Here is a 22,728-nt window from a genome sequence, read left to right on the forward strand (position 1 = left end):
CGGATACCGCCGGAGTTCTGTTGCCCCTCTCGTCTTCTTCCGCTGTCCCCCGCGATAGTCACAGGCCTTTCCGACGATCGCGGATCATCACCGCGCTCATCGCTCTTCTGGTGTCGGTGCTCGCCTTCGGCGGCCTCGCGCAGCCCGCCTGGGCCGCGACTCTGCAGCCCACCTATTCCACCCCCATCAGGGTGCAGGAGACGAGTGCGGACCTCACCTATTCGGGTTCTTGGACGAAGATGACCGGCGGTGACAGCGGCGGTGCGATCAAATACCTGAACAGCACCGGATACGTTCAATTCAAGTTCACCGGAACCGCCTTCCGCTGGGTCAGCCGCACGGGAGCGACGTCGGGAATCGCCAACGTCTATCTCGACGGAAAGCTTCTCGCCACGGTCGATCGGTACTCCTCGACGACCAAGTACCAGGTGCCGGTATTCACCAAGACAGGCCTTCCGGACACCGTGCACACGGTGAAGGTCTCGTACACGGGGAAGAAGAACAGCAAGGCGACGGGCGCCAATCTGATCATCGACGCGTTCGAGCTCGGCAAGGAGACTCCGCCCGCGACGCCGACGCCGACGCCGACCACCGCTCCGGTGGGCAGCACGTCGCCCACGCCCACGGCGACGCCGACGACCGCCCCGACGACGACTCCGACGACCGCCCCGGTGGTCGTGCCGGACTTCACGCCCGGGGCCTCTCCGATGCGCGTCGAGGACGGCCACGCGAAGCTCCGCTGGACGGGCACCTGGCGGTCGATGACCGGTGGCGACAGCGGCGGAGGGATCAAGTACCTCAACAGCGCCGGCCACGTCGAGTTCACCTTCGCGGGTACCGGCTTCACCTGGCTCAGCCGGATGACCGCGTCGGCGGGCATCGCGGACGTGATCATCGACGGGAAGCCGGCCGGCACCGCCGACCGCTACAGCTCGACGACCAAGTACCAGGTCCCGGTCTTCACGAAGACGGGCCTCGCGGACGGCGTCCACACGGTCAGGATCGCCTACACCGGCGCGAAGAACACGCGGGCCAGTGACGGCAACCTCGTCATCGACGCCTTCGACCTCGTCCGCACGGTCGCGGCGACGCCGACGCCGACGGCCACGGCCATCGCGACGCCGACCCCCACGCCCACGGCGACGGCGACGGCCGAGCCGACGCCCACGGCCACTCCGACGGCGACGCCGACCGCGACGCCCACGGCCACGCCGACCGCCACGCCGACCGCGACGCCGACGCCGACGGCGACCCCGACCGCGACGCCCACGGCCACGGCCACGCCGACCGCGACCCCGACCGAGACGCCCACGGCCACGCCCACGCCGACCGCCACGCCCACGGCGACGCCCACCGCGACCCCCACCGCGACGCCCGAGCCTGTCGCCGACTTCTCCCCCACCGGCAGCGACCCGCTGCGGGTCGAGGACGGCCACTCCAAGCTCTCCTACACCGGCAGCTGGCGGTCGATGACCGGCGGTGACAGCGGCGGAGGCATCAAGTACCTCAACAGCGCCGGCCACGTCGAGTTCACCTTCGACGGCACCGCGATCACCTGGCTCAGCCGCACCACCGCGTCGGCCGGCATCGCGAACGTCTACATCGACGGAAAGCTCGTCAGCAGCGTCGACCGCTACAGCTCGACCACGAAGTACCAGGTGCCCGTCTTCACCAAGACCGGGCTCGCGGACGGCGTGCACACCGTGAAGATCGCCTACTCGGGATCGAAGAACGCGAGCGCGACCGACCGGAACCTCGTGATCGACGCCTTCGACCTGATCAAGACGGCTCCGACTCCGACGCCCACCCCCACCGCGCCGACCACCCCGACCGATTCGACGTTCCTGCCGACCGGCACGACGCCGACGTGGGTCGAGCAGAGCAACGGCGACCTGGACTACTCCGGCTCGTGGCGCACCATGACCGGCGGCGACAGCGGCGGCAGCATCGGCTACCTCAACAGCGCCGGCAGCGTGCAGTTCACGTTCGTCGGAACCGCGTTCCGCTGGCTCAGCCGCACGACCCCCTCCTCCGGGATCGCGGACGTGTACATCGACGGGACGCGCGTCGCCTCCGTCGACCGGTACAGCTCCTCCACGAAGTACCAGGTGCCCGTCTTCGAGCGCTCCGACCTCGACGACACGATGCACACCGTGAAGATCGCGTACACGGGTCGGAAGAACTCGGCCTCGAGCGACAAGAACCTGATCATCGACGCCTTCGAGCTGGCCGGCGACGGTCTGGCCGTCGGCGGGGTCGAGGCGTTCCCCCTGGTCGAGGGCTACGTCCTGGGCTGGAACGCTCCGTTCTCCTCGGACGTCGTCTCCTACGAGGTGCACCGCTCCGACGGATCCACGGACGAGACGATCGCCTCGGTCACCGACCCGGTGCGCCAGTACCGCGACGAGAGCGCGGCGCTCGGAGTGCCCTACTCCTACTGGATCACCGCCCGCGACAGCGACGGCCGCCTGTCGACCGTCACCGAGCCGGCCACCGTCACCGCCGAGCAGATGAGCACCCGCGCGACGCTGCAGGCCGCCTTCGACTGCCCGACGCCCACCAAGACGGTGCGGACCGCCGCCGAGCTGAACACCGCTCTGATCGGCGCCCGCCCCGGCGACGTGATCGGACTCGAGGACGGCGTCTACGTCGGCAAGTTCGCCCTGAGGTCGATCCCGGCCAGCAGCGAGGGCGTCTGGCTCTGCGGTTCGCCGAACGCCGTGCTCACCAGCGGCAGCACGGGCTCGGGAATGGCCCTGATCCTCAACAGCGCCAACGACGTCCACCTCGTCGGCTTCTCCGTCAAGAACTCGTTCCAGGGCATCCACGTGCTGGCGAGCAAGGGCGTGCAGATGGCCGGCCTGAGCGTCACCGAGATCGGCTACGAGGGCGTGCACTTCCGCAACCAGACGACCGACTCGCTCATCGTCGGCTCGACGATCACCCGCACCGGAGTGGTCACCGCCACCTACGGCGAGGGCGTCTACGTGGGCACCTCCGACCGCAACTGGTGCGAGTACAACGGCTGCGACCCCGACCGGACCGACCGCATCGCCGTCATGGACAACGTGATCAGCAACGCGGGATCGGATCCGATCGAGGCGAAGGAGGGCACCCGCGACGGCTGGATCATCGGCAACGTGGTCACCGGCACCAGCCGGACGGCGTCCGACGTGAACTCGCTGATCATGCTCTCGGGCACGAAGTGGACCGCGGCCGGCAACACGGTCGTGAACCCGCGTACCTACGGGGTGTCGATCATCACCCGCGCCGACGGCTCCGGCAACGGCAACATCGTCACCGCGAACCGCGTCTCGAACGCCCCCGCCTACCCGGTCTACGTGCACCAGCCGTCGACCTGGTCGACCTGGGGCAACGTCGCGAGCTGCTCGAACTCGGGCGGCAGCCCGATCAGCAACGTGGCCTGCACGAGGTAGCCCGGCGCTCAGGCGCAGGAACGGCCGGTGCCGCGGATCTCCGCGGGACCGGCCGTTCCGCGTTGCCAGGGGTCGGCGTCCGTCGTCCGATGGCGCGAGTTGTCGCGGAAGGGGCTCCGGGGCGTCACGAGGCCCCGGATCGAGTCCACTCGCGAGCGTCCAGCGGCGCGACTCGACGCGAAGCGGGCCTTCGAGAGATGTCCCAGCCCGTTCCGCGGAACGTCGCGCTGGGGACGTGGTGCGCGCAAGCGCCGCTCCGGGTCAGGCGGCGGTGCGGCGGATCGCGACCACGGTCACGTCGTCCGTCGGCGTCCCGTCGGCGGCCAGGCGCGTGACGCGCGCCACGGCGGCGGAGGCGCTCGGCTCGCCGGCCGTCGCGGTGTCCGCCACGCGGGTCAGCGAGTCCAGGGTCCCGTCGAAGAGGTCGAGCACTCCGTCGCTGCAGACGAGCAGGAGGTCGCCGGGAGCGAGGCGGACGCTGCTGGTGCGCCACTCCTGCGTGCCGAGCGCGCCGAGCGGCAGATTGTGCGACGGGATCCGCTCGCGGGAGCCGTCGGCCCGGCAGACGATGCCCAGGCCGTGACCGGCATCGACGGAGGTGATCGCTCCGGTGGCCGCGTCGAGCCGCAGGTGCAGCAGGGTCACGAAGGCCTCGTTCGCCTCGAGGTCCGCCTCGACGGCCCGGTCGACCGCGGCCAGCGTGCGGCCGGGGTCGTGCGAGGGGAGGGCCACGCGGAGCGACGCGCGCACGGTGGCGGCGATCATCGCGGCTCCGACGCCCTTGCCCATCACGTCGGCCAGCGTCACCACGAGGCCGTCCTCGGTGCGCTGCCAGTCGAAGAAGTCGCCGCTGACCGCTCCGCTGGGCACGCACGCACCGGCGACCTCGTAGCCGGGGAGGTCCGGGACGGACTTGGGCTGCAGACGCCGCTGCACCCCTCCTCCGTCGGCGAGCTCCTGCCGCGAGCGCGCGGCCCGGGCCGAGAGCACCTTGGCGACCTGCTCGCCGCTGAGCGACGCCATGCTGAACGACACCACCACGAGGAGGATCAGCGTGATCAGAGTGGTCGACGGCGTGCCGAACCAGGTGGTGAAGAGGTCGCTCCGCGGTCCGGCCGCGAGGAACGCGACGAGCCGCGCCGCGTAGTAGACCGCGAGGGCCCCGGAGGAGAGCAGCAGCGGCCAGCGGGTGCGCGAGTGCCCGGCGTCCAGCAGTGCGATCTCGCGGGTCGACAGTCCGATGAGCGACGCCATCAGAGCGAGGTACAGCGGGCCTCCGGACCAGTCGTTCACAGCCGGCGAGTCGGCGCTCGACACGGCCGTGACCAGCACGGCGGGGCCGACGACGAGCCACCACGGAGTGGGCCTCGTGCGCAGCGAACGGCTGCCCATCCACACGCAGCCGGCGCCGGCCACGATCAGTCCGTTGCCCAGCGGATTCGCCCACACCTGATCCGGAGTGAAGTCGCGGAGGTAGGCGAGCGAGCCGGCCATGAAGAGGGCGAGCCCGGCGCACCACCAGAAGCTGAAGGCCGAGCGGGTCGTGCGGAACGTGACGAAGGCGAACAGGAGGAACAGCGTGAGCGTGGTGACCCCGAAAGCGACTCGGAGGGTCGTGGCGTCGAGCAAGGCGGGTCCCGTGGTCCTTCCGTCAGACCGAGCGGTGAGCCGGTCAGCAGCCCCCCTGACAGGGATCCTTCCACGAGATGCGAGGCCCCTCGCATGCCTGATCCGAGGCCTCGCCCGCCATGCCGCGGCGCAGTGCCGCCCAGTCACCCTCAAGGGGGGTCTGCGGAGGAGCGGGAGGCCGCCCGCGACGGCTGCTCGAGCGTCCTCAGGGCTCAGCTGAGCCGCATGCTCATCACGGTGCGCGCGGGAAGGTCGCCGCCGAGGTCGTCCGCCGCGCGCTGCATGCCGATCTTCCGAGCGACCTGCTCCGAGGCGCGGTTGTCGGGGTGGAGGATCGCCACCAGCGTCTCCGTCGCGATGCTCGTCCGCGCGAGATCGCGGCACGCGGCCGCCGCCTCCGTCGCCAGACCTCGACCCTGGAGGGCGGTACGCACGTGATAGCCGACCTCGAGCTCAGGCGTCCCGTTCACGTCCTGCCAGGTGAGGCCGCAGTCGCCGACGAACTCCCCGTCGCGGGTCTCCACGATCCACAGGCCGAACCCGTGCTCCGCGTAGTTGCGGAGGTTCCAGGCGATCCACTCCCGGGCTCCGTCGCGGGTCTTCGGAGCGGGGTAGTACGTCATTACATCGGGATCGCCGAGGAGGGCGGCCAGATCGTCGAGGTCGTCGAGGCGCATCTCGCGGAAGCGCAGTCGATCGGTCGGAGCCGGGAGCATGCTCCACGGTAACCGCGCGAGTCCGCTCTCAGCCGAAACTGCGGACGGTGCAGCGGGCGAGCAGCTAGCCCTGCTGGCGGCGACGGACGAACTCGTCCATCACGGGAACGGTGAAGGCGACCAGCCCTCTGTCCGGCGCGTAGATGATGCCCTTCTCGATCAGAGACTGACGCGTGGGGCTGAGTCGGCTGGGCTTCGCGCCCAACCGTTCCGCCAGCTCGGTGGTCGACGAGGGGACTCCTGCGTCGACCGCCATTGCGGCGAGGTAGTTCCGCTCGGCAGGAGTGGCACGGTCCCATCGGGCCGGGAAGAAGCCCATGTCGAGGTCCTCGTTCCCTCGGGACAGTGCTCCACGGGCGTCGTCCAGCGTGATCCGTCGTCCGAACCCGAGATCCCAGGCAGCCTGACCGTATGTCTGCAGGAAGTACGGGTAGCCGCGGGACGAAGCGACGAGAAGATCCGCCGCGTCCTCGTCGTAGGCGGCGCCGAGCACCCGCGCGGGGTCGACGAGGGCTCGTCTCGCGGCGGTGTCGTTCAGCGGGCCGATCTCGCGGTAGTTGAACAGTCGCTCGGCGTACGACCGGGCTGCGCTGAGCCTGGAGGGGAGGGTCGGAAGACCTGCGCCCGTGACGTAGAAGGGCCACTCCCGTTGTCCCGCGCGGTGCTGAACGGCGACGATCGCCGTCATCAGTTCGTCGTCGAGATCCTGCATCTCGTCGATGAACAGACCGAAGGCGATCTGGCGCTCGTGCAACGCAGGCACCAGATCCTCGACGAGCTCGAGAAGGTCCACATCGATCCGGCCCGAGTCGGCGCGGCCCTTCGCAGGATCGACTCCGACCTCGAAGCCGATGTCCCCGAGTCGAGCGCTGAAGGACCGGATCGTGCCGAGGGCGCGATGGACCGCCTCGCTCATCCCACGACCTCGATACAGGCGGCGCGCGGCGAGCGAGATCTCTCGTCCGAGAGTGCGCCGTGCGGCTTCCCGACCGGATTCCGACGCCTGCGCCTCGATGTCGACCAGCAGCCACTCGGCGCGCTCCGCCTGAGAGCGGAAGGTGTTGAGCAGCACGGTCTTGCCCACGCCCCGGAGGCCGTGCAGGACGAGACCGCGGCTGTGCCGACCTGCTCGCGAGCGGGCGATGAGCAGATCGAACGCATCGATCTCGATCTCACGTCCGACGAGGGCAGGCGGCTGCAGGCCGGATCCGGGTGCGTAGGGGTTGAGTGCCGGTTCCATCTATCACAATCTAGCGCTGTCTAAAAAAAACACTAGATAGCAGTAGAAAATCCTAGAGAGCCGGCGCGACGTGCACCGCAGCGGTGGAGCCGAGGCGGAGCGGTGCTGGTCCGTTCCGGTGACCGCTAGCCTCCGTGCATGAATGATCGGACTTCCCTCACCGCGTATACCGCGGCTCTGCTGGTCGTCGGCGTGCTGCTGATCGTCGTGGCGTCGCTCACGCTCGGCTCCGTGGGAGGCGCCGCGATGCTCGCGTTCGGTACTGCCGCCGTGGCGGCGGGGCTCGTGCTCGTCGGGCTGCGGCTGTCCGGTCGCTGACCACGGGTGAGCAGCTGACGACGGAGCTGTCCCGGGCGTCGGTGGGTCTCGATACGCCCCTGCGGAGCTACTCGACCAGCGAGCATTCCCTGCTGATCGGGCGCCTCCGGTCGGGGAGCGCCTCGCTGATCGAGTAGCCCGCGGAGCGGGCGTATCGAGATCCGCGTGCGCCGGGCGGCGGTCAGCGGGGGAGGCGGAGGAGCTGGTGCCTCCGCTCGCGCTCGAGGAGGTCGGCGCGCTCGCGGCGGAGGGCGACGACGTCGGCGTGGCTGAGGGGGAGGCGGCGTTCGCGTCGGCTCCACGCGACGAGCGCGACTCCGACCCGCAGGGCGAGGCGGTCGAGCAGGTCGGCGGACCGGCGGTGAGGGGGAGAGGCGTACCGGGTCGCCCCGAGTGCGGTGTTCATGAGGGTGTCCTTGTCGTGCAGGCGCGCGGGCGCGCCGAAGAGCGCCGCGAGGGCGCGAGGAGGAGCGCGCTCGAGGGCGCGCGGAGGCACCGCCGCCAAGGCGGTGCGGGACCCGCGTGGGTCCGGGACGGGACGACGATCCGCGCGGGGGACCCGCGGGACCGGGAGCTTCTCGAGCGTCGTCACCGTCTGAGCGATGACGAGCGGGAGGCTCGACCGGTCAGGCGGAGTGGACGCCGGAGAAGCCGGCGGTGATGTGCGCGATGTGCGGCATGCTCGGCTCCTTTCGTGGGTTCGGCTCCGTCGACCGTAGCGGGACCGGTGCGGACCTGGCAAGAGCCTGTGAGCGACGGATCGTCGATCCGCTCGAGCCCGGCTCGCGGGAACACGTTCGGCTCGCAGGATCCTGCGGCTCGGACGAGCCGAACAGGATCCTGCGAGCCGGAGGTGGAGCGCGGCGTCAGCGGGACAGGGGCGTCAGCGCGCGGGGCGTGTACCGCACCGGCGGGAACGCCGTCCGCACGATCGCGCGGAGCGACTCCAGAGAGCCGGTGACGAGACCCTGCGCCCGCGCCTGCACCAGGATGTTGCCGATCGCGGTCGCCTCGACGGGCCCGGCGAGCACGGTGCGGCCCGTGCGGTCCGCGGTCAGCTGGCAGAGCAGCTCGTTCTGCGAGCCTCCGCCGACCACGTGCACCGCGTCGATCCGCACGCCCGAGAGGGCCGAGGCCTGCTCGAGCGCCACGGCGTAGGCCTCGGCGAGCGACTCGAGGATCGACCGCACGAACTCCGCGCGGGTGCGCGGCTGCTCCAGGCCGTTCTCGACGCACCACTCCACGATGCGACCGGGGATGTTGCCCGGCGCGACGAAGCGCTCGTCGGCCGCGTCGAACGTGGTGATGCGCCCGCGGATCGCGGCGGCCTCGGCGAGCAGGAGCGGCAGCTCGATGCTCTCGCCCGACTGCTTCTCCCAGGTGCGGATGGATTCGGACAGCAGCCACAGACCCGAGACGTTCTTCAGGTAGCGGATGCGCCCGTCGACGCCGCCCTCGTTGGTGAAGTTGGCGGCCCGACCCTCCAGCGAGACCACCGGCTTCTCGAGTTCGACGCCGACGAGCGACCAGGTTCCGCTCGAGATGTACGCCACGTGATCGTCGGTCGAGGGCACCGCGACGACGGCCGAGGCCGTGTCGTGGGAGCCGACGGCGACGACGCCCAGGCTCTCCGGCGCGCCGAGATCGGCGGCGACGGAGGGCAGGAGCGAGCCGAGCCGGGAGCCCGGCTCGATCAGCGGCGCGAGGATCCCGCGCGGAAGGTCGAGGCGCGTGAGGAGGTCGTCGTCCCACGCGCGGGTGTGCGGGCTCAGCAGCCCCGTGGTCGAGGCGTTCGTGATCTCGGTCGCCGCGACTCCGGTCAGCCAGTAGCTGATGAGGTCGGGCACGAGCAGCGCCTGATCGGCCAGCGCGAGCACGTCGCGCTCGGCCGCGAACTGGAACAGCGTGTTGAACGGCAGGTGCTGCAGGCCGTTCCGCTGGTAGAGCTCCTCCGCGCCGATGCAGGAGTGCACGTCGGCCACGCCACGCGCCGTCCGCTCGTCGCGGTAGTGGTAGGGAGCGCCGAGCATCCGGCCCTGCCGCAGCAATGCGTAGTCGACGGCCCACGAGTCGACGCCGATCGAGACGACCTCCGGCTCCTCGCGCAGGGCGTTCGTCAGCCCCGCGGTGAGCGAGCGGTACAGCTCCAGGATGTTCCAGTGCAGAGCGGAGGAATCGCCCTCGTGGGTGCGCACCGGCTGGTTCGGGAACCGCGCGACGTGGCGCATCCGCAGCTCGTCGTGGCCGACGTAGCCGAGGATCACGCGTCCGCTGGTCGCTCCGAGGTCGACGGCGGCGACGGCCTTCATCGCAGGAACGCCGCCGCGACTCCAGCGTCAACGGGCACGTGCAGCCCCGTCGTGTGCGAGAAGTCGGACGTGCAGAGCGCGAACACGGCGTTGGCCACGTTCTCGGGGACGACCTCGCGCTTGAGGATCGTGCGCTGGGCGTAGAACTTGCCCAGGTCCTCCTCCTCGATGCCGTAGGTCTTGGCGCGGTTCGCGCCCCAGCCCGAGGCGAAGATGCCGGAGCCGCGCACGACGCCGTCGGGGTTGATCCCGTTCACCTTGATGCCGTGCTCGCCGAGCTCGGCGGCCAGCAGGCGCACCTGGTGGGCCTGGTCGGCCTTGGTGGCGGAGTACGCGATGTTGTTCGGGCCGGCGAAGACCGAGTTCTTCGACGAGATGTAGATGATGTCGCCGCCGAGCTTCTGGTCGACGAGCACGCGGGCCGCGGCCTTCGAGACGAGGAACGAGCCCTTCGCCATCACGTTGTGCTGCAGGTCCCAGTCGGCGACCGTGGTGTCGAAGAGCGACTTCGAGAGCGACAGGCCGGCGTTGTTGACGACGAGGTCGAGCCCGCCGAAGGCGAGGACGGTGGCGTCGATCGCGGCCTGCACGGCGGCCTCGTCCGAGACGTTCGCGGCGAGTCCGATCGCGACGTCCGTCGATCCGAGCTCGGCCGCGGCGGCCTGCGCCTTCGCGAGGTCGAGGTCGGCGATGACGACGCAGGCGCCCTCGGCGGCCAGACGCGTGGCGATGGCCTTGCCGATGCCGGAGGCGGCGCCGGTCACGAGCGCGATGCGCGAGGCGAGCGGCTTCGGCTTCGGCATCCGCTGCAGCTTCGCCTCCTCGAGCGCCCAGTACTCGATGCGGAACTTCTCGGCCTCGTCGATGGGCGCGTAGGTCGAGATGGCCTCGGCGCCGCGCATCACGTTGATGGCGTTGACGTAGAACTCGCCGGCCACGCGGGCGGTCTGCTTGTTCGCTCCGTACGAGAACATGCCCACGCCCGGCACGAGGACGATCAGCGGGTCGGCGCCGCGGATCGCGGGGCTCTCGGGCGTCGCGTGCGCGTCGTAGTACGCCTGGTAGTCGGCGCGGTACGCCTCGTGCAGCGCGGGGAGGCGCTCGAGGATCTCCTCGACGGAGGCGGTCGACGGCAGGTCGACGAGCAGCGGCTTCACCTTGGTGCGGAGGAAGTGGTCGGGGCAGGAGGTGCCGAGCGCGGCCAGGCGCGGGTGCTCGGTGCTCGCGAGGAAGTCGAGCACCTCGGGGGAGTCGGTGAAGTGGCCGACCCGGGGGCTGTCGTGCGAGGCGATCGCGCGCAGGTGCGGGGCGAGGGCGGCGGCCTTGGCGCGGCGCTCCTCCTCGGGCAGCGCGGCGAAGCCGTCGAGGGCGGGGCCGAAGGGCTCCGGAGCGCCGTGCTCGGCGATCCAGGCGGCCGCGGTCTCGATGATGCGGAGCGAGTTCGCCTCCGCCTCCTCGCTCGTGTCGCCCCAGGCGGTGATGCCGTGGCCGCCGAGGATCGCGCCGATCACTCCGGGGTTCGCGTCCTTGATGGCGGCGATGTCGAGGCCGAGCTGGAAGCCGGGGCGGCGCCACGGGACCCAGGCGACGGTGCCGCCGAAGGCCTCGGCGGTGAGCCGCTCGCCGTCGGCGGCGGTCGCGAAGGCGATGCCGGAGTCGGGGTGCAGGTGGTCGACGTGCGCGGCGTCGACGAGGCCGTGCATGGCGGTGTCGATCGAGGGGGCGGCGCCGCCCTTGCCGTGCAGCGTGTAGTCGAAGGCGGCGACCATCTCGTCCTCGCGGTCGAGGCCGGGGTAGACGTTCACGAGCGCGCGGAGGCGGTCGAGGCGGAGGACCGCGAGGCCGGACTCTGTCAGGGTGCCGAGGTCTCCTCCGGAGCCCTTGACCCAGAGCAGCTCGACGGGCTCTCCGGTGACGGGATCGGTCTCGACACCCTTCGCGGAGGTGTTGCCTCCCGCGTAGTTCGTGTTCTCCGGATCGGCGCCGAGGCGGTTGGAGCGGGCGATGAGCTCCGCGGCGGTCGAGGACGAGGCCATGACTTCTCCGTCTGATTGAACGAACTTGTTAAGTGTTACAGAAGCTAACAGGGTGCGAGGGTGCGGTCAATGACGGGATCGCGAACAGCGGTCGACGGCTCTCGACACGAGAGTTGGCCGCCTCCGATCCTTCCGGTGATGATCGATTGTGATCGAAACGAGGTCGGACATCGGGTGCGCTCCCGCCCGACAGCCCTTCGGATTCCGCGGATCCATTGCCTCCGCGCCGCCCCCTCGGTAGGTTCGCTGTGGATCACTTCGCGACATCGCTGTCGCTACGTGCGCACTACACGCCAGAAGTGATCAGAACCATTCTCCTACTCAAAGACGAGGCCCCGAGATGTCGATCCTCCCCCGCCCGGACCGTTCACCCGGCCGCGACGCCCGCGCGTCGCGCCGACACCGAGGGGGTGGACGTCGACTGCTCGCGCTCGGAGCGCTCGGCGCGCTCCTCGGCACCGCCGTCGTCCCCGCTCCGTCGGCCGAGGCGGCTCCCACCGTCCAGGCCGTCTCGGTCACCGGTGCCGACGTCGCGGCCGCCGCTCAGAGCCGCAACGCCCTGACCTTCAAGGGCTTCGGGATTCTCTCGGCGAACTCGACCAGCGCGCTGCTGCTGGACTACAAGTCGCAGCAGCCCGAGAAGTACTGGGAGCTGCTCGAGACGCTGTTCGGCGGAGCGCATCCGATCATGACCACGGTCAAGATCGAGATGGGCAACGACCGCAACACCTCGACCGGGCCCAACCCCTCCACGATGCGCTCGCGCGACGAGTACCCGAACGTGCTCCGCGAGCCCGGCTTCCAGCTCGCCGCCGACGCGCAGAAGGTCGCGGAGGGCGACGTTCACGTCAGCCTGCTCCGCTGGAGCCGCCCCACGTGGGTGACGAGCGACGCGGACCAGTACGTCTGGTTCAAGAACTCGGTCCTCGCCGCGTACCGCGAGTACGGGGTCATGGTCGATTCGATCAACCCGGACACGAACGAGACCACGAACCCCAACCTGAACCTCTACAAGACGTTCTCGGGCTGGCTGCGAGGCGACACCACGGGCTACGTGAGCGCCAGCGCCGGCGACCCGAACAGCGGATTCGCCTCCGAGACCGAGAAGGACCTCTACCGCGCGATCAGGACCGTCGCGGCCGACACCGTCGGCACCCCGCCGACCTCGTTCGGCGACGCGCTCAACTCCACGACCGACTCCTCCCTCCGCGACGCGGTCGACGTCGTCGGGTTCCACTACTCCACCGCCGACGACGCCAACGGGAACCTGAAGAAGTTCGCGCAGACGTACGACAAGGAGATCTGGAACTCGGAGGGCCAGGCCACGTTCTCGAACTCGGCCGACCGCCCCAACAACACCAACGCCGACGGCCAGGGCGGCACCGGCACCGGCATGGGCGGGGGGAACGGCCCGCTCGAGATGAGCAACTGGGTCACCTCGGGCTTCGCCAAGTCGCTGCGGACGCTCAACATCTTCCAGCCCGCCATCGGCTCGTTCTACGACGGCTTCCAGTACTCCTCGAAGGAGCTCGTCAGCGCCCGCGACCCGTGGTCGGGCTGGCTCTACTACGACGGCGGACTCGCGGCCGTCGAGCAGTACACGCAGTTCGCCGAGCTCGGCTGGGAGAACGAGGACAACACCGCCGGCATCTGGCGCGGGATCCCGCAGGCCTCCGGCAGCGCCCTCGGCGGTGGCAACCCGCCCAGCGGCGCCTCGACCGGAGCATCCTCGTACACGACGCTCGCCGCTCCCGACGCGTCGGACTTCTCGACCGTGATGGTCAACGACAGCCCGTTCCCGAAGACCTACTCGATCACCGCGAGCGGTCTTCAGCTCGGGACCGACGCGACGATGGAGGTCTGGGAGACCCGCGCGGCGGACGCCGGCGAGGCCTACGACGCCAACTACGTCGTCCCCGTGCAGGAGCTCGCGGCCGACGCGGGCGGCACCTACACGGTGACCGTGAAGCCGTGGTCGACCGCGACCGCGACGACGCTCGACCACGCCGCGGCGGCGGTTGACGGGTCGCTGACCGCGCGCGACGGCTACGGATCGCAGCTCCCGACCGCGCCGGAGTACACCGCTCCCGGCGGCGGCCGCGACGTCCTCGACACCGACGCGACCGGAGCCGTGAACGGCGTCACCACCGACGCGACCCTCTACGCCGACGACTTCGACTACTCCGGAGCGCCCGCGATCCAGGACTACGACCCCGCCACCGGTGCGCTGTCGCCGTCCGACGAGAGCTTCCTCGGCAGCCGCGGCGCGAAGACGAAGCCCGCGGGCACGCCGGCCGTGCAGCCCGAGGACGACGGAGCGATCCCGCGCTACACGAACGACACCAACGGCGCGTTCGAGTCGGTGGCCACCGGCGACCCGGCTCGCGACCGCGTGCTGCGCCAGCAGATCGGCACCGGCATGAACGGCAGCGCCTGGAACCAGGGCGACCCCAAGACCACCATCGGCGACTACCGCTGGGCGAACTACCGCGCCTCCGTCGACGTGCTGTTCGAGGCCGGAGGGACGCCTTACGCGACCCTCGGCGCCCGCGAGCAGGGCGGCACGGCCAACGGCTCGAACGTCTCGGCGGCCGAGCTGAAGGTCGACGCGACCGGCACCTGGAGCCTGCTGCGCTACGGCACCGCCGTCGCCTCGGGCAGGGCCTCCGACACTCCGGCCACGGCCTTCAAGTCGGGCACCGGTGTCTGGAACACCCTCGCCGTCCAGGTGGCCGGCAGCGTGTACACCGCGTACCTCAACGGCGTGCAGATCACGTCGTACACGGATGCGGCACCGCAGGCGGCCGGACGCGTGCAGCTCGGCTCCGCGTTCACCTTCACGCAGTTCGACGACCTGCGGATCGAGCGCGTCCCCGGATTCACGCCGTACTACACGACCGTGATCGACGGCATGCACCAGACCAGCTGGGCCGACGTCTCGACCCCGGTGCTGCGCTTCGACTCGAAGTGGACCCACGTGAACGGCCAGGGCATGTTCGAGTGGCAGCGCACCGCGTCCAAGAGCACGGGCCGGGGAGCGTCGCTGACCTACACCTTCACGGGAACGGGCATCGACGTGCTCGGCTCCAACGACGGCTCGGCCCGACTGGACGCGATCGTCGACGGCGTGCAGGTGGTCGCGAACGCGCCGACCTGGGCGGCCGGCAGCGAGCGCACGACCTTCACCCTCCGCGGCCTGCCCGCGGGGGAGCACACGGTGACCCTCCGCACGGCGAACGACGCGGTGCTGAACGTCGACGCCGTCGGCATCGTGCCGGCCGGCACCGACTCCGCTGCCGTCGACACCGCCGCACTGCGGGCGGCGCTCGCCACCGCCGACGGTTTCGTGCAGTCGGAGTGGACCCCGCAGACGTGGGCGCCGTTCGCGAGCATCCGCGAGACGGCCCGCGCGGCCGTCGCCGGACCCGCCGTCGTCGGCCTCGACGCGGAGGGAGCGGCCGCGCAGGTCACCCGTCTCGCCGACTCCGCCGCCCGGCTCGTTCCGGAGGGGGTCAGCAGCGACGTCCGCGACCTCGGTCTCGCGTCCCGCACCAAGGCCGAGGGGCTGCCGGCGACGCTGGTCGTCGACGGAGCCGAGCGGGCGATCACCTGGGACGCGAGCGCCGCGCAGGCGCTCGCCACCGCGGCCGAGCTCGGAACGGCCACCGTCACCGGACGCACCACCGAGAAGGTCGCCTCGACCGGCGTCTACCAGCGCGTCACCCTGGCGCTGCTCGTCACTCCGGCCGACCTGCGCTACTTCATCGACTCCGGCGCCACCGGCACGGGCACCCCCTCCGCGTACTCCGCGGTGAAGGCGGCCCAGCCGGGCGTCCTGAACGGCGCGGCCGACCAGAAGTGGGACGGCACGACCGCCGGCAGCACCTGGGGCTACTCGACGACCTCCACCGGAGCCGTCGCCGGGGGCACCGCCGCCGACTGGGGCTCGTCCTACATCCCGGCCGACTTCAACCGGCCGGTCGTCTACCACCTGACCCTGCCCGCGGGCACGTACGAGGTCACGACGGTCCAGGCTCCCCGGCCCGGGCTCACGACGAACCTCGCATCGACGGTCACCGCCGGCGGCACCTCCAAGCGGGTCACCGCGGTCTCGACGGGAGCGGCGACGCCGATCTCGCAGCAGGTGACGCTGACGGCCCCCGGAGTGGTGGACGTGGCTCTGGGCACGGACGGCACCTCGGGCTACAACGCGCGCCTCGCCCTGGTGACCGTGCGCAGTGTGCCCCGCGACGTCGGGTTCCAGGGGGCGCTCAGCACCACGGCGGCCCTGCCCGCGACGGTCGTCCTCGACGGTGCGGCGACTCCGGTGACCTGGAGCGCCGACTCCGTCGCCGCGACCCGCACCCCCTACGAGGCGCTGACGGCCCGCGGCACCACCGCGGGCGGCGGCATCGTCGTCGCGAAGTTCGAGATCGTGCCCGACTCGCTCGTGTACTGGATCGACTCCGGCACCGCGGCGACCTCCTCGCCGCAGTACACCGCGGTGAGCGGGTCGGTTCCGAACCTCCGCAACGCCGTGTCGGACCGGGCCTCGACCGCCGCCGACCAGTGGGGATACGTGGCCGACGGGACGCGCGTGAAGGCGGGCACGGACGTGAACGACAAGTACTCGACCGGGCTGTACCAGGACACGACGCTGCAGGTGTACCGACTGCCGCTCGAGGCCGGGACCTACACGCTCACGGGCGGGTTCACGGAGTGGTGGGGGCTGAACCGCACGCTCAACCACACGGTCGTGGTCGGCGGTCAGGAGCTGGCGAAGGGCAACGTGCCGCTCTCGGCCACCACGCCCCGACTCTCCGGAGACCTGACCTTCACGCTCGCGCAGGCGGGCACCGTGGAGTACCGGATCACGAACGAGGGGGCGGGGAGCGAGAAGCCCGTCGTCTCGTGGGTCGCGGTCGCGTCGGTCCCGTCGCCGCTGCCGGACCTGGGCCTAAAGGTCCAGAACCGGTGCGTCGCGGGCAAGGTCGTGCTGACGGTCACGGCGACGAACACGGCCGCCGTGCCGGTGGACGTCGCGATGACCACCGCGTTCGGTGCCAAGTCGTTCACGGCCGTCGCTCCGGGGAAGAGCGCGGTGGCGGCACTGACGACGCGCTCGGCGAGTACCGCGGCGGGCACGGTCGGAGTCGCGGTCTCCGCGACCGTCGACGGTGAGCCCGTCACGAAGCAGCAGTCGATCGACTACCCCGCCTTCCGCTGCTGACCGGACGGCCCTGAGGGGGGCGTCCCGGGACCCGCGCCGTTCGCCGGCGGTGGGCCTCGGGGCGCCCCTTCGGCGGTGGTGGGTCTCGATACGCCCCTGCGGGGCTACTCGACCAGCAGGAGGGGCAGGGGCAGCAGCAGGGCGGGCGGCGCTCCCCTTGCTGATCGAGTAGGCCGCGGAGCGGCCGTATCGAGATCCGCGTTGACCGGGAGGCGGTTCGGCGGTGGTGGGCCTCGATACGCCGCTCCGCGGCTGCTCGACCAGCAGCAGCAGCAGCAGGGCGGGCGGCGCTCCAGCTTGCTGATCGAGTAGGCCGCGGAGCGGCCGTATCGAGATCCGCGTTCACCGGGAGGCGGTTCGGCGGTGGTGGGCCTCGATACGCCGCTCCGCGGCTGCTCGACCAACAGCGGGGGCGGGGCAGCAGCAGCAGCGGGGCGGGCGGCGCTCCCCTTGCTGATCGAGTAGGCCGCGGAGCGGCCGTATCGAGATCCGCGTTCACCGGGAGGCGGGTCGTCGGTGAGGGATACGCCCCTGCGGGGCTGCGCGACCGGCAGGCGCGGGCTGCGCCGGGCGTCAGGGAACCTCGATCGTCCGGGGTTCCCTCGCGGGGGAGGGGCTAGGCGGTGCGGGCGAGGAGGGCGCCCATGAGGTCGAGCTGGGCCGGGTCCTCGAGGGCGGAGCCGACGGCGGCGACGCGGACGCCCGCGTCGAGGTACTCCTGCAGGTTGCGGGCGTCGAGGCCGCCGGTCGCGACGAAGCGCACGCTCGGGAACGGGCCGCGGATGTGCTTGAACCAGCCGGAGCCGAGCCAGGTGGCGGGGAACGCCTTCACCCAGGTGAGCCCGAGCGAGACCGCCTGCTGCACCTCCGACGGCGTGGCCACTCCGGGGAGCAGCGGCAGTCCCTCCGCCTCGGCCGCGGCCACGATCAGCGGGTCGAGCCCCGGCGAGACCAGGTAGCCGGCCCCCGCCGCGAGCGCCACCGGGACCTGCTCGGCGCGCAGGATCGTGCCCGCGCCGACGGTCTTGCCGCGCTCCGCGCCCAGTCGGGCCACCTCGCGCAGGGCGATCTCGTCCTCCGCGGTCTGCAGCGGCACCTCGACGGAGTCGATCCCGAGGTCCCACGCGGTCGTCGCGAGCGCGATCGAGCGCTCCACGCCCATCCCGCGGAGGATCGCCATCAGCGGTGCTCCCGCGAAGACGGTGTCGAACGTCCTGGCCCACTCGGTGGCGGGTGCGGTCGCGGTGGTCATCGTGCGGTCCTCTCGTCGACGGAGTCGCCCGACAGGGCGAGGGTGAGTGCGGCGCGGTCGTGCCCGCTGCGCAGGCGCTCGCCGAGGTCGGCGCCGAGCATCCGGGCCACGAGGTAGCCGCCGGCGAAGGCGTCGCCCGCGCCGACGGCATCGAGCACCTCGACCTCGTGCGACGGCTCGAAGACCGTCTCGGAGCCCGAGAACACGGTCGCTCCGATGTGGCCGTCCTTCACCACGAGCTCCGCGACGCCGGGGAGCAGCGCGCGGACGTCGTCCGCGGTCGGCGTGCCCCAGAGGGTCTCGGCCTCGTCGCGGCCGACGAAGACGACGTCGGCGAGGCGGGCGAGCTCGGCGAGCGCGGGAGCCGCGTCCTCGGCGCTCCACAGGGCCGCGCGGTGGTTCACGTCCACGCTCACGGGGATCCCGAGCTCGCGGGCGCGCAGGGCGGCGCGGCGGAGGAACCGGTCGGCCGGCTCCGAGAGCGCGGCGGTGATGCCCGACAGGTGCAGCAGCGCGACCCCGTCGAACGGCGCCGCGTCGGCGTCCGCCTCGTCGAGGCGGGAGGCCGCCGAGCCGGAGCGGTAGTAGACGACGCCCCGCCCCGGGTCCTTCACGTACAGCCCGGTCGGGTGCTCCGGATCGGCGACCACGGAGGAGACGTCGATGCCGCGCGCGGACAGCTGGCGCAGCACGCGCTCGCCGAGCGCATCCGCTCCGAGACGGCTGTGCCAGCGGGCCGGCACCCCGAGGGCCGCCGCGTGCGCGAGCACGTTCGACTCCGCGCCGCCGGCGTCGACGAGGAACGCGCCCGCCTGCGCCACCGAGCCGTCCGTCGGCACGACCACGGCCATGGTCTCGCCCATGGCCAGCAGCACGCCGCGCGGGACGGCCGCTCCCGACGATCTCACGCCAGGTCGGCGACCGGCGCCGGATCCATGTCGTCGAAGGCCTGGTTCTCGCCGGCCATCGCCCAGACGAACGAGTACGCCGCGGTGCCCACTCCGGAGTGCAGCGACCAGCTCGGCGAGATGATCGCCTGGCGGTCGGCGACCACGAGGTGGCGCGTCTCCTGGCGCTCGCCGAGGAGGTGGATGACGCGGGCCTCCTCGGGCAGGTCGAAGTAGAGGTAGCACTCGGTGCGGCGGTCGTGGGTGTGCGCGGGCATCGTGTTCCACATCGAGCCCTCGTGCAGCGTCGTGACGCCCATGACGATCTGGCAGCTGCGCACGCCGTTCTCGTGGATGTACTGGTTGAGCGTGCGGCGGTTGCTCGTGGCCTGCTCGCCGAGCTCGCGCACGGTGCCCTCGCCGGGCGACACGAGCACCGACGGGTAGGCCGTGTGCGCGGGGGCCGAGAACAGGTAGAACTGCGCGGCTCCGTCGGCGTCCTCGAACGCCACCTTCTCGATCCCGCGGCCCAGGTACAGGCAGGCGCCGCTGACGAGGGTGTAGGTCTCGCCGTCGGCGGTCACGGTGCCGGTCCCGCCGACGTTGATGACGCCCAGCTCGCGGTGCTCGAGGAAGGTCTCGCTGCGGATCTCCTCGTAGCCGGTCAGCTCGAGGCGCTTCCCGGCGGGCATCGCCCCGCCCAGCACGATGCGGTCGTGGTGCGTGTAGACGAGGCGGATCTCGCCCTCGACGAAGATCTCGGGCACGAGGAAGTGCGAGCGGAGGTCCTCGGTGGTCATCCCGGGGATCTGCGAGGGGTTGGTGGCGTAGCGCTGGTCCATGTCGGAGGCTCCTGTGTCGCGGGTGGGAGGGGTCATCGCACGAGCCAGCCGCCGTCGACGGGGAGCACGGTCCCGGTGACGTAGGCCGACGCGTCGGAGGCGAGGAAGACGAAGGCGCCCTGCAGGTCGGCGGGCAGTCCCCACCGTCCGGCGGGGATGCGGGCGAGGATCGCAGCGTCGCGCGCGGCGTCGGCGCGCAGGGCCGCGGTGTTGTCGGTGGCGAGGTAGCCGGGCGCGATCGCGTTCACGGTGACTCCGGAGGCGGCCCACTCGTTGGCGAACGCCTTCGTGAGTCCGGCCACGGCGTGCTTGGAGGCGGTGTACCCGGGCACGGTGATGCCGCCCTGGAACGACAGCATCGACGCGACGCTGATGATCCGTCCGGAGCCCTGCGCGATCATCCGGCGGCCGGCCGCCTGCGTGAGGTGGAACACCGAGTCGAGGTTCACGCGGAGCACCTCGTCCCAGTCGGTGGCGCTGTGCTCGGCGGCCGGGGCGCGCTTGATGGTGCCGGCGTTGTTGACGAGCACGTCGATCCGCCCGAGCCCGTCGACGGCCTCGTCGATCGCCGAGTGCAGCTCGTCGGCGCTCGCCGCGGCGAAGTCGCGGCGGATCAGCACGACGCGGCGGCCGAGCGCCCTGATCGCCTCGGCGGTACCGGAGGCGTCGCCGCGGTCGATCAGGGCGATGTCGGCTCCGGCCTCGGCGAGGGCCAGGGCGGCTCCGCGGCCGATGCCTTTGCTGGTGCCGGTGACGACGGCGACGCGGCCGTCGAGTCGGAAGCTGTCGAGGATCATCGTCCTGCCTTTCGGAAGAGGGTCGTGAGCGAGCCGAGGCCGTCGACGCGCACGGTGACGGAGTCGCCGTCGGCCAGCGGCCGGTGCGCGGCGAGCGCGTCGGGCAGCTTCTGCGGGCTGCCGGTCGAGATCACGTCGCCGGGCTCGAGGGTGAGGCCCTCGCTGAGGTGGTGTACGAGCGCCGCCATCGTGAAGACGAGGTCGGCGGTGCTCTGCGAGACGGTGATCCGCCCCTCCCGCTCGACCTCGACGCGCAGGTCCTGCGGGTCGGGCACGTCGTCGGGAGTGACGAGCCAGGGGCCCAGCGGAGCGAAGCCGTCGGAGCACTTGCCGAGGGTCCACTGGCTCGAGCGGCCCTGCCAGGTGCGCTCCGAGACGTCGTTCATCAACGAGTAGCCGCCGATGTGCGCGGCGGCCTCCTCGAGCGGGATGTCGCGGCCCGCGCGGCCGATCACGAGGGCGATCTCGCCCTCGTAGTCGACGTCGGAGGCGGTGGCAGGCAGGGTCACGGGGTCGCCGGGCGCCGAGAGCGTGTTCGGCGTCTTCACGAAGACGTCGGGAGTCGTCGGGACCGGCCGGTCCTCTCCTCCGCTGGGCACGTGGCCGCGGTAGTTGTAGCCGATGCAGAGGATCTTGCCCGGCACGACCGGCGGCAGCAGGCGCAGGGAGTCGAGTCGCGGGAGGTCGTCGCCGGACGCGGTCCCGGCGCGCTCGCGGGCGTCGGCGAGGAGCGCGTCGTCCGCGAGCAGGCCGCTCACGGGCAGCGCGCCCAGGTCGAGCACGCGGTCGCCGTCGACGACGACGCCGGTGCGGTCGCCGTCGGGCGAGGAGTAGCGGAGGAGTCTCACCAGTAGGGCCGCCAGTCCGGTCGCGAGGCGCGCACGAGCGCCTCCAGGTAGAAGTAGTCGCCCCAGAGGGTGCCCTCGTCGACGCCCACGTCCTTCGGCAGGTCGTAGACGCTGTGCAGCAGGACCGTGTCGGCCGACTCGGGGGTCGCGGGGGCGCAGTGCTCGATCAGGGCGGCGAGCAGCTCGTGCGCCGACCGGCGCCAGTGCTCGGCGCGCTCCTCGTCGCTCTCCACGGAGGCCAGCTCGAAGAGCCCGCAGACCGCGATCGCCGCCGCGGAGCTGTCGCGCGGGGCGTCGCTCCCGTCGGTGTAGACGAGGTCCCAGTAGGGCACGAGGTCGGCCGGGAGGTGCGCGAGGAAGTAGTCGGCGCACGCGCGCGACGCCTCCAGCACGGCCGGGTCGCCCGAGACGCGGTGGTTCATCGCGAAGCCGTAGATCCCCCAGGCCTGTCCGCGGGCCCAGCAGGAGTCGTCGAAGGCGCCCTGCTCGGTGCCGCCGTGCAGCGGCTCCCCGGTCTCGGCGTCCCAGTAGAAGGTGTGGAAGGTCGAGTGGTCCGGGCGGAGGATGTGCGTGCGCAGCGCCTCGACGTGGCGCCGCACGGCCTCGGCCTTGTGAGCATCGCCCGTCTGCTCGGCCGCCCAGGTGAGCAGCGGCATGTTCATGAGGGAGTCGATGATGGTCCGTCCGCGCTGCGCGGGGTCGCGGAGGTCGCCCCAGGCCTGCACGATGCCCGCGTTCTCGAGGAACCGCGTCATCAGCACGTCGGCGGCGGCCAGGGCGGTCGAGCGGCCCAGCGGGTCCTCGAGCAGGCGCCACGGCGCGACGGCCGAGAGCGTGTAGAGGAAGCCGAGGTCGTGGGTGTCGAGGTCCTCGCCCTCGTTCAGGCGCCGGGCGAAGTCCTCGAGGTGGCCGGCGGCCGCGCCGCGGAACACCTCCTCGCCGGTGAGCTCCCACGCGATCCACTGCATGCCGGGCCAGAAGCTGGTGGTCCAGCCGCGGTTGGCTCCCGCCGCGAATCCGGCCGCCGCCGGGCGCAGCTCGTACCGGCCGTCGGTGGTGGTGTCGTCCGGATAGGCGCTGCCGAACCGCTCGATCATGCGGCGCACGACCTCGAGCGCATCGGCCAGGGCCCGCTCCGTCGTCGTCCTCGCGGAGGACGGGTGGGTGGTGGTCATGACGGTCTGTCC

At 71.6% G+C, this 22,728-nt stretch carries 15 protein-coding genes; 3 read left to right on the top strand and 12 right to left on the bottom strand.

Annotated elements, in window-relative coordinates:
- The first annotated feature begins 110 nt into the window (after positions 1 to 110).
- On the top strand, positions 111 to 3,437 hold the full coding sequence (locus LRG51_RS18725) for a hypothetical protein (RefSeq protein WP_230674174.1): 3,327 nt from the start codon (positions 111 to 113) through the stop codon (positions 3,435 to 3,437).
- A gap of 261 nt (positions 3,438 to 3,698) precedes the next feature.
- Here the strand turns inward: LRG51_RS18725 and LRG51_RS18730 are convergent, their stop codons facing one another.
- From LRG51_RS18730 to LRG51_RS18740, 3 genes are all read right to left on the bottom strand, one after another.
- Complete coding sequence (locus LRG51_RS18730) at positions 3,699 to 5,066, bottom strand: PP2C family protein-serine/threonine phosphatase (protein WP_230674175.1); 1,368 nt, start codon at positions 5,064 to 5,066, stop codon at positions 3,699 to 3,701.
- A 212-nt stretch (positions 5,067 to 5,278) separates the two neighbouring features.
- Positions 5,279 to 5,782, bottom strand: coding sequence for a GNAT family N-acetyltransferase (locus LRG51_RS18735; RefSeq protein WP_055789474.1), 504 nt, complete (start codon positions 5,780 to 5,782; stop codon positions 5,279 to 5,281).
- 64 nt (positions 5,783 to 5,846) lie between these two features.
- Entirely contained in the window at positions 5,847 to 7,022 is a 1,176-nt protein-coding gene (locus LRG51_RS18740; RefSeq protein ID WP_055789479.1) for an AAA family ATPase, read from the bottom strand.
- Positions 7,023 to 7,160: 138 nt separating this feature from the next.
- Between LRG51_RS18740 and LRG51_RS18745 the strand changes: the two genes are divergently transcribed.
- Entirely contained in the window at positions 7,161 to 7,340 is a 180-nt protein-coding gene (locus LRG51_RS18745) for a hypothetical protein (protein ID WP_157603104.1), read from the top strand.
- Between the two features lie 181 nt (positions 7,341 to 7,521).
- Here the strand turns inward: LRG51_RS18745 and LRG51_RS18750 are convergent, their stop codons facing one another.
- The 3 genes from LRG51_RS18750 to LRG51_RS18760 form a co-directional block, all read right to left on the bottom strand.
- Positions 7,522 to 7,746, bottom strand: coding sequence for a hypothetical protein (locus tag LRG51_RS18750; protein WP_157603105.1), 225 nt, complete (start codon positions 7,744 to 7,746; stop codon positions 7,522 to 7,524).
- 460 nt (positions 7,747 to 8,206) lie between these two features.
- Positions 8,207 to 9,649 carry a rhamnulokinase gene (locus LRG51_RS18755; protein ID WP_230674176.1) on the bottom strand — a complete coding sequence of 481 codons (1,443 nt, stop codon included), beginning with the start codon at positions 9,647 to 9,649 and terminating at the stop codon, positions 8,207 to 8,209.
- Positions 9,646 to 11,685 (bottom strand): bifunctional aldolase/short-chain dehydrogenase, encoded by a 2,040-nt coding sequence (locus LRG51_RS18760; protein WP_230674177.1) that lies wholly within the window; start codon positions 11,683 to 11,685, stop codon positions 9,646 to 9,648. Before LRG51_RS18760 ends, LRG51_RS18755 begins: the two co-directional genes overlap by 4 nt.
- 340 nt (positions 11,686 to 12,025) lie before the next feature.
- On the opposite strand from LRG51_RS18760, the gene LRG51_RS18765 reads away from it, so the two are divergent.
- Positions 12,026 to 16,915 (top strand): hypothetical protein, encoded by a 4,890-nt coding sequence (locus LRG51_RS18765; protein WP_230674178.1) that lies wholly within the window; start codon positions 12,026 to 12,028, stop codon positions 16,913 to 16,915.
- A gap of 616 nt (positions 16,916 to 17,531) precedes the next feature.
- On the opposite strand, the gene LRG51_RS18770 is transcribed toward LRG51_RS18765, so the two are convergent.
- The 6 genes from LRG51_RS18770 to LRG51_RS18795 are packed head-to-tail and all read right to left on the bottom strand — an operon-like array spanning position 17,532 to position 22,716.
- Positions 17,532 to 18,167, bottom strand: a complete 636-nt coding sequence (locus LRG51_RS18770; RefSeq protein WP_230674179.1) for a bifunctional 4-hydroxy-2-oxoglutarate aldolase/2-dehydro-3-deoxy-phosphogluconate aldolase — start codon at positions 18,165 to 18,167, stop codon at positions 17,532 to 17,534.
- Positions 18,164 to 19,075 (bottom strand): sugar kinase, encoded by a 912-nt coding sequence (locus LRG51_RS18775; RefSeq protein WP_230674180.1) that lies wholly within the window; start codon positions 19,073 to 19,075, stop codon positions 18,164 to 18,166. Before LRG51_RS18775 ends, LRG51_RS18770 begins: the two co-directional genes overlap by 4 nt.
- Positions 19,072 to 19,932, bottom strand: coding sequence for a 5-dehydro-4-deoxy-D-glucuronate isomerase (gene kduI / locus LRG51_RS18780; protein WP_230674181.1), 861 nt, complete (start codon positions 19,930 to 19,932; stop codon positions 19,072 to 19,074). The genes LRG51_RS18775 and kduI overlap by 4 nt, the downstream gene beginning before the upstream one ends.
- On the bottom strand, positions 19,929 to 20,693 hold the full coding sequence (gene kduD / locus LRG51_RS18785) for a 2-dehydro-3-deoxy-D-gluconate 5-dehydrogenase KduD (RefSeq protein ID WP_230674182.1): 765 nt from the start codon (positions 20,691 to 20,693) through the stop codon (positions 19,929 to 19,931). Before kduD ends, kduI begins: the two co-directional genes overlap by 4 nt.
- On the bottom strand, positions 20,690 to 21,541 hold the full coding sequence (locus LRG51_RS18790) for a fumarylacetoacetate hydrolase family protein (protein WP_107573667.1): 852 nt from the start codon (positions 21,539 to 21,541) through the stop codon (positions 20,690 to 20,692). Before LRG51_RS18790 ends, kduD begins: the two co-directional genes overlap by 4 nt.
- The gene (locus tag LRG51_RS18795) at positions 21,538 to 22,716 is read right to left on the bottom strand and encodes a glycoside hydrolase family 88 protein (RefSeq protein ID WP_230674183.1); all 1,179 of its coding nucleotides are present in this window, start codon (positions 22,714 to 22,716) and stop codon (positions 21,538 to 21,540) included. Before LRG51_RS18795 ends, LRG51_RS18790 begins: the two co-directional genes overlap by 4 nt.
- Positions 22,717 to 22,728: the final 12 nt, after the last annotated feature.

Origin of the sequence: Rathayibacter sp. Leaf248, from assembly GCF_920939495.1 — a bacterium.
In the GTDB taxonomy this organism is placed as follows: Bacteria; Actinomycetota; Actinomycetes; order Actinomycetales; family Microbacteriaceae; genus Rathayibacter; species Rathayibacter caricis.

Excerpts from the sequence above, each read along its gene's own strand:
- LRG51_RS18735 (WP_055789474.1), bottom strand. The coding sequence starts at position 5,782 with ATGCTCCCGGCTCCGACCGATCGACTGCGCTTCCGCGAGATGCGCCTC.
- LRG51_RS18740 (WP_055789479.1), bottom strand. The coding sequence starts at position 7,022 with ATGGAACCGGCACTCAACCCCTACGCACCCGGATCCGGCCTGCAGCCG.
- LRG51_RS18745 (WP_157603104.1), top strand. The coding sequence starts at position 7,161 with ATGAATGATCGGACTTCCCTCACCGCGTATACCGCGGCTCTGCTGGTC.
- LRG51_RS18750 (WP_157603105.1), bottom strand. The coding sequence starts at position 7,746 with ATGAACACCGCACTCGGGGCGACCCGGTACGCCTCTCCCCCTCACCGC.
- LRG51_RS18755 (WP_230674176.1), bottom strand. The coding sequence starts at position 9,649 with ATGAAGGCCGTCGCCGCCGTCGACCTCGGAGCGACCAGCGGACGCGTG.
- LRG51_RS18760 (WP_230674177.1), bottom strand. The coding sequence starts at position 11,685 with ATGGCCTCGTCCTCGACCGCCGCGGAGCTCATCGCCCGCTCCAACCGC.
- LRG51_RS18765 (WP_230674178.1), top strand. The coding sequence starts at position 12,026 with ATGTCGATCCTCCCCCGCCCGGACCGTTCACCCGGCCGCGACGCCCGC.
- LRG51_RS18770 (WP_230674179.1), bottom strand. The coding sequence starts at position 18,167 with ATGACCACCGCGACCGCACCCGCCACCGAGTGGGCCAGGACGTTCGAC.
- kduI (WP_230674181.1), bottom strand. The coding sequence starts at position 19,932 with ATGACCCCTCCCACCCGCGACACAGGAGCCTCCGACATGGACCAGCGC.
- kduD (WP_230674182.1), bottom strand. The coding sequence starts at position 20,693 with ATGATCCTCGACAGCTTCCGACTCGACGGCCGCGTCGCCGTCGTCACC.
- LRG51_RS18795 (WP_230674183.1), bottom strand. The coding sequence starts at position 22,716 with ATGACCACCACCCACCCGTCCTCCGCGAGGACGACGACGGAGCGGGCC.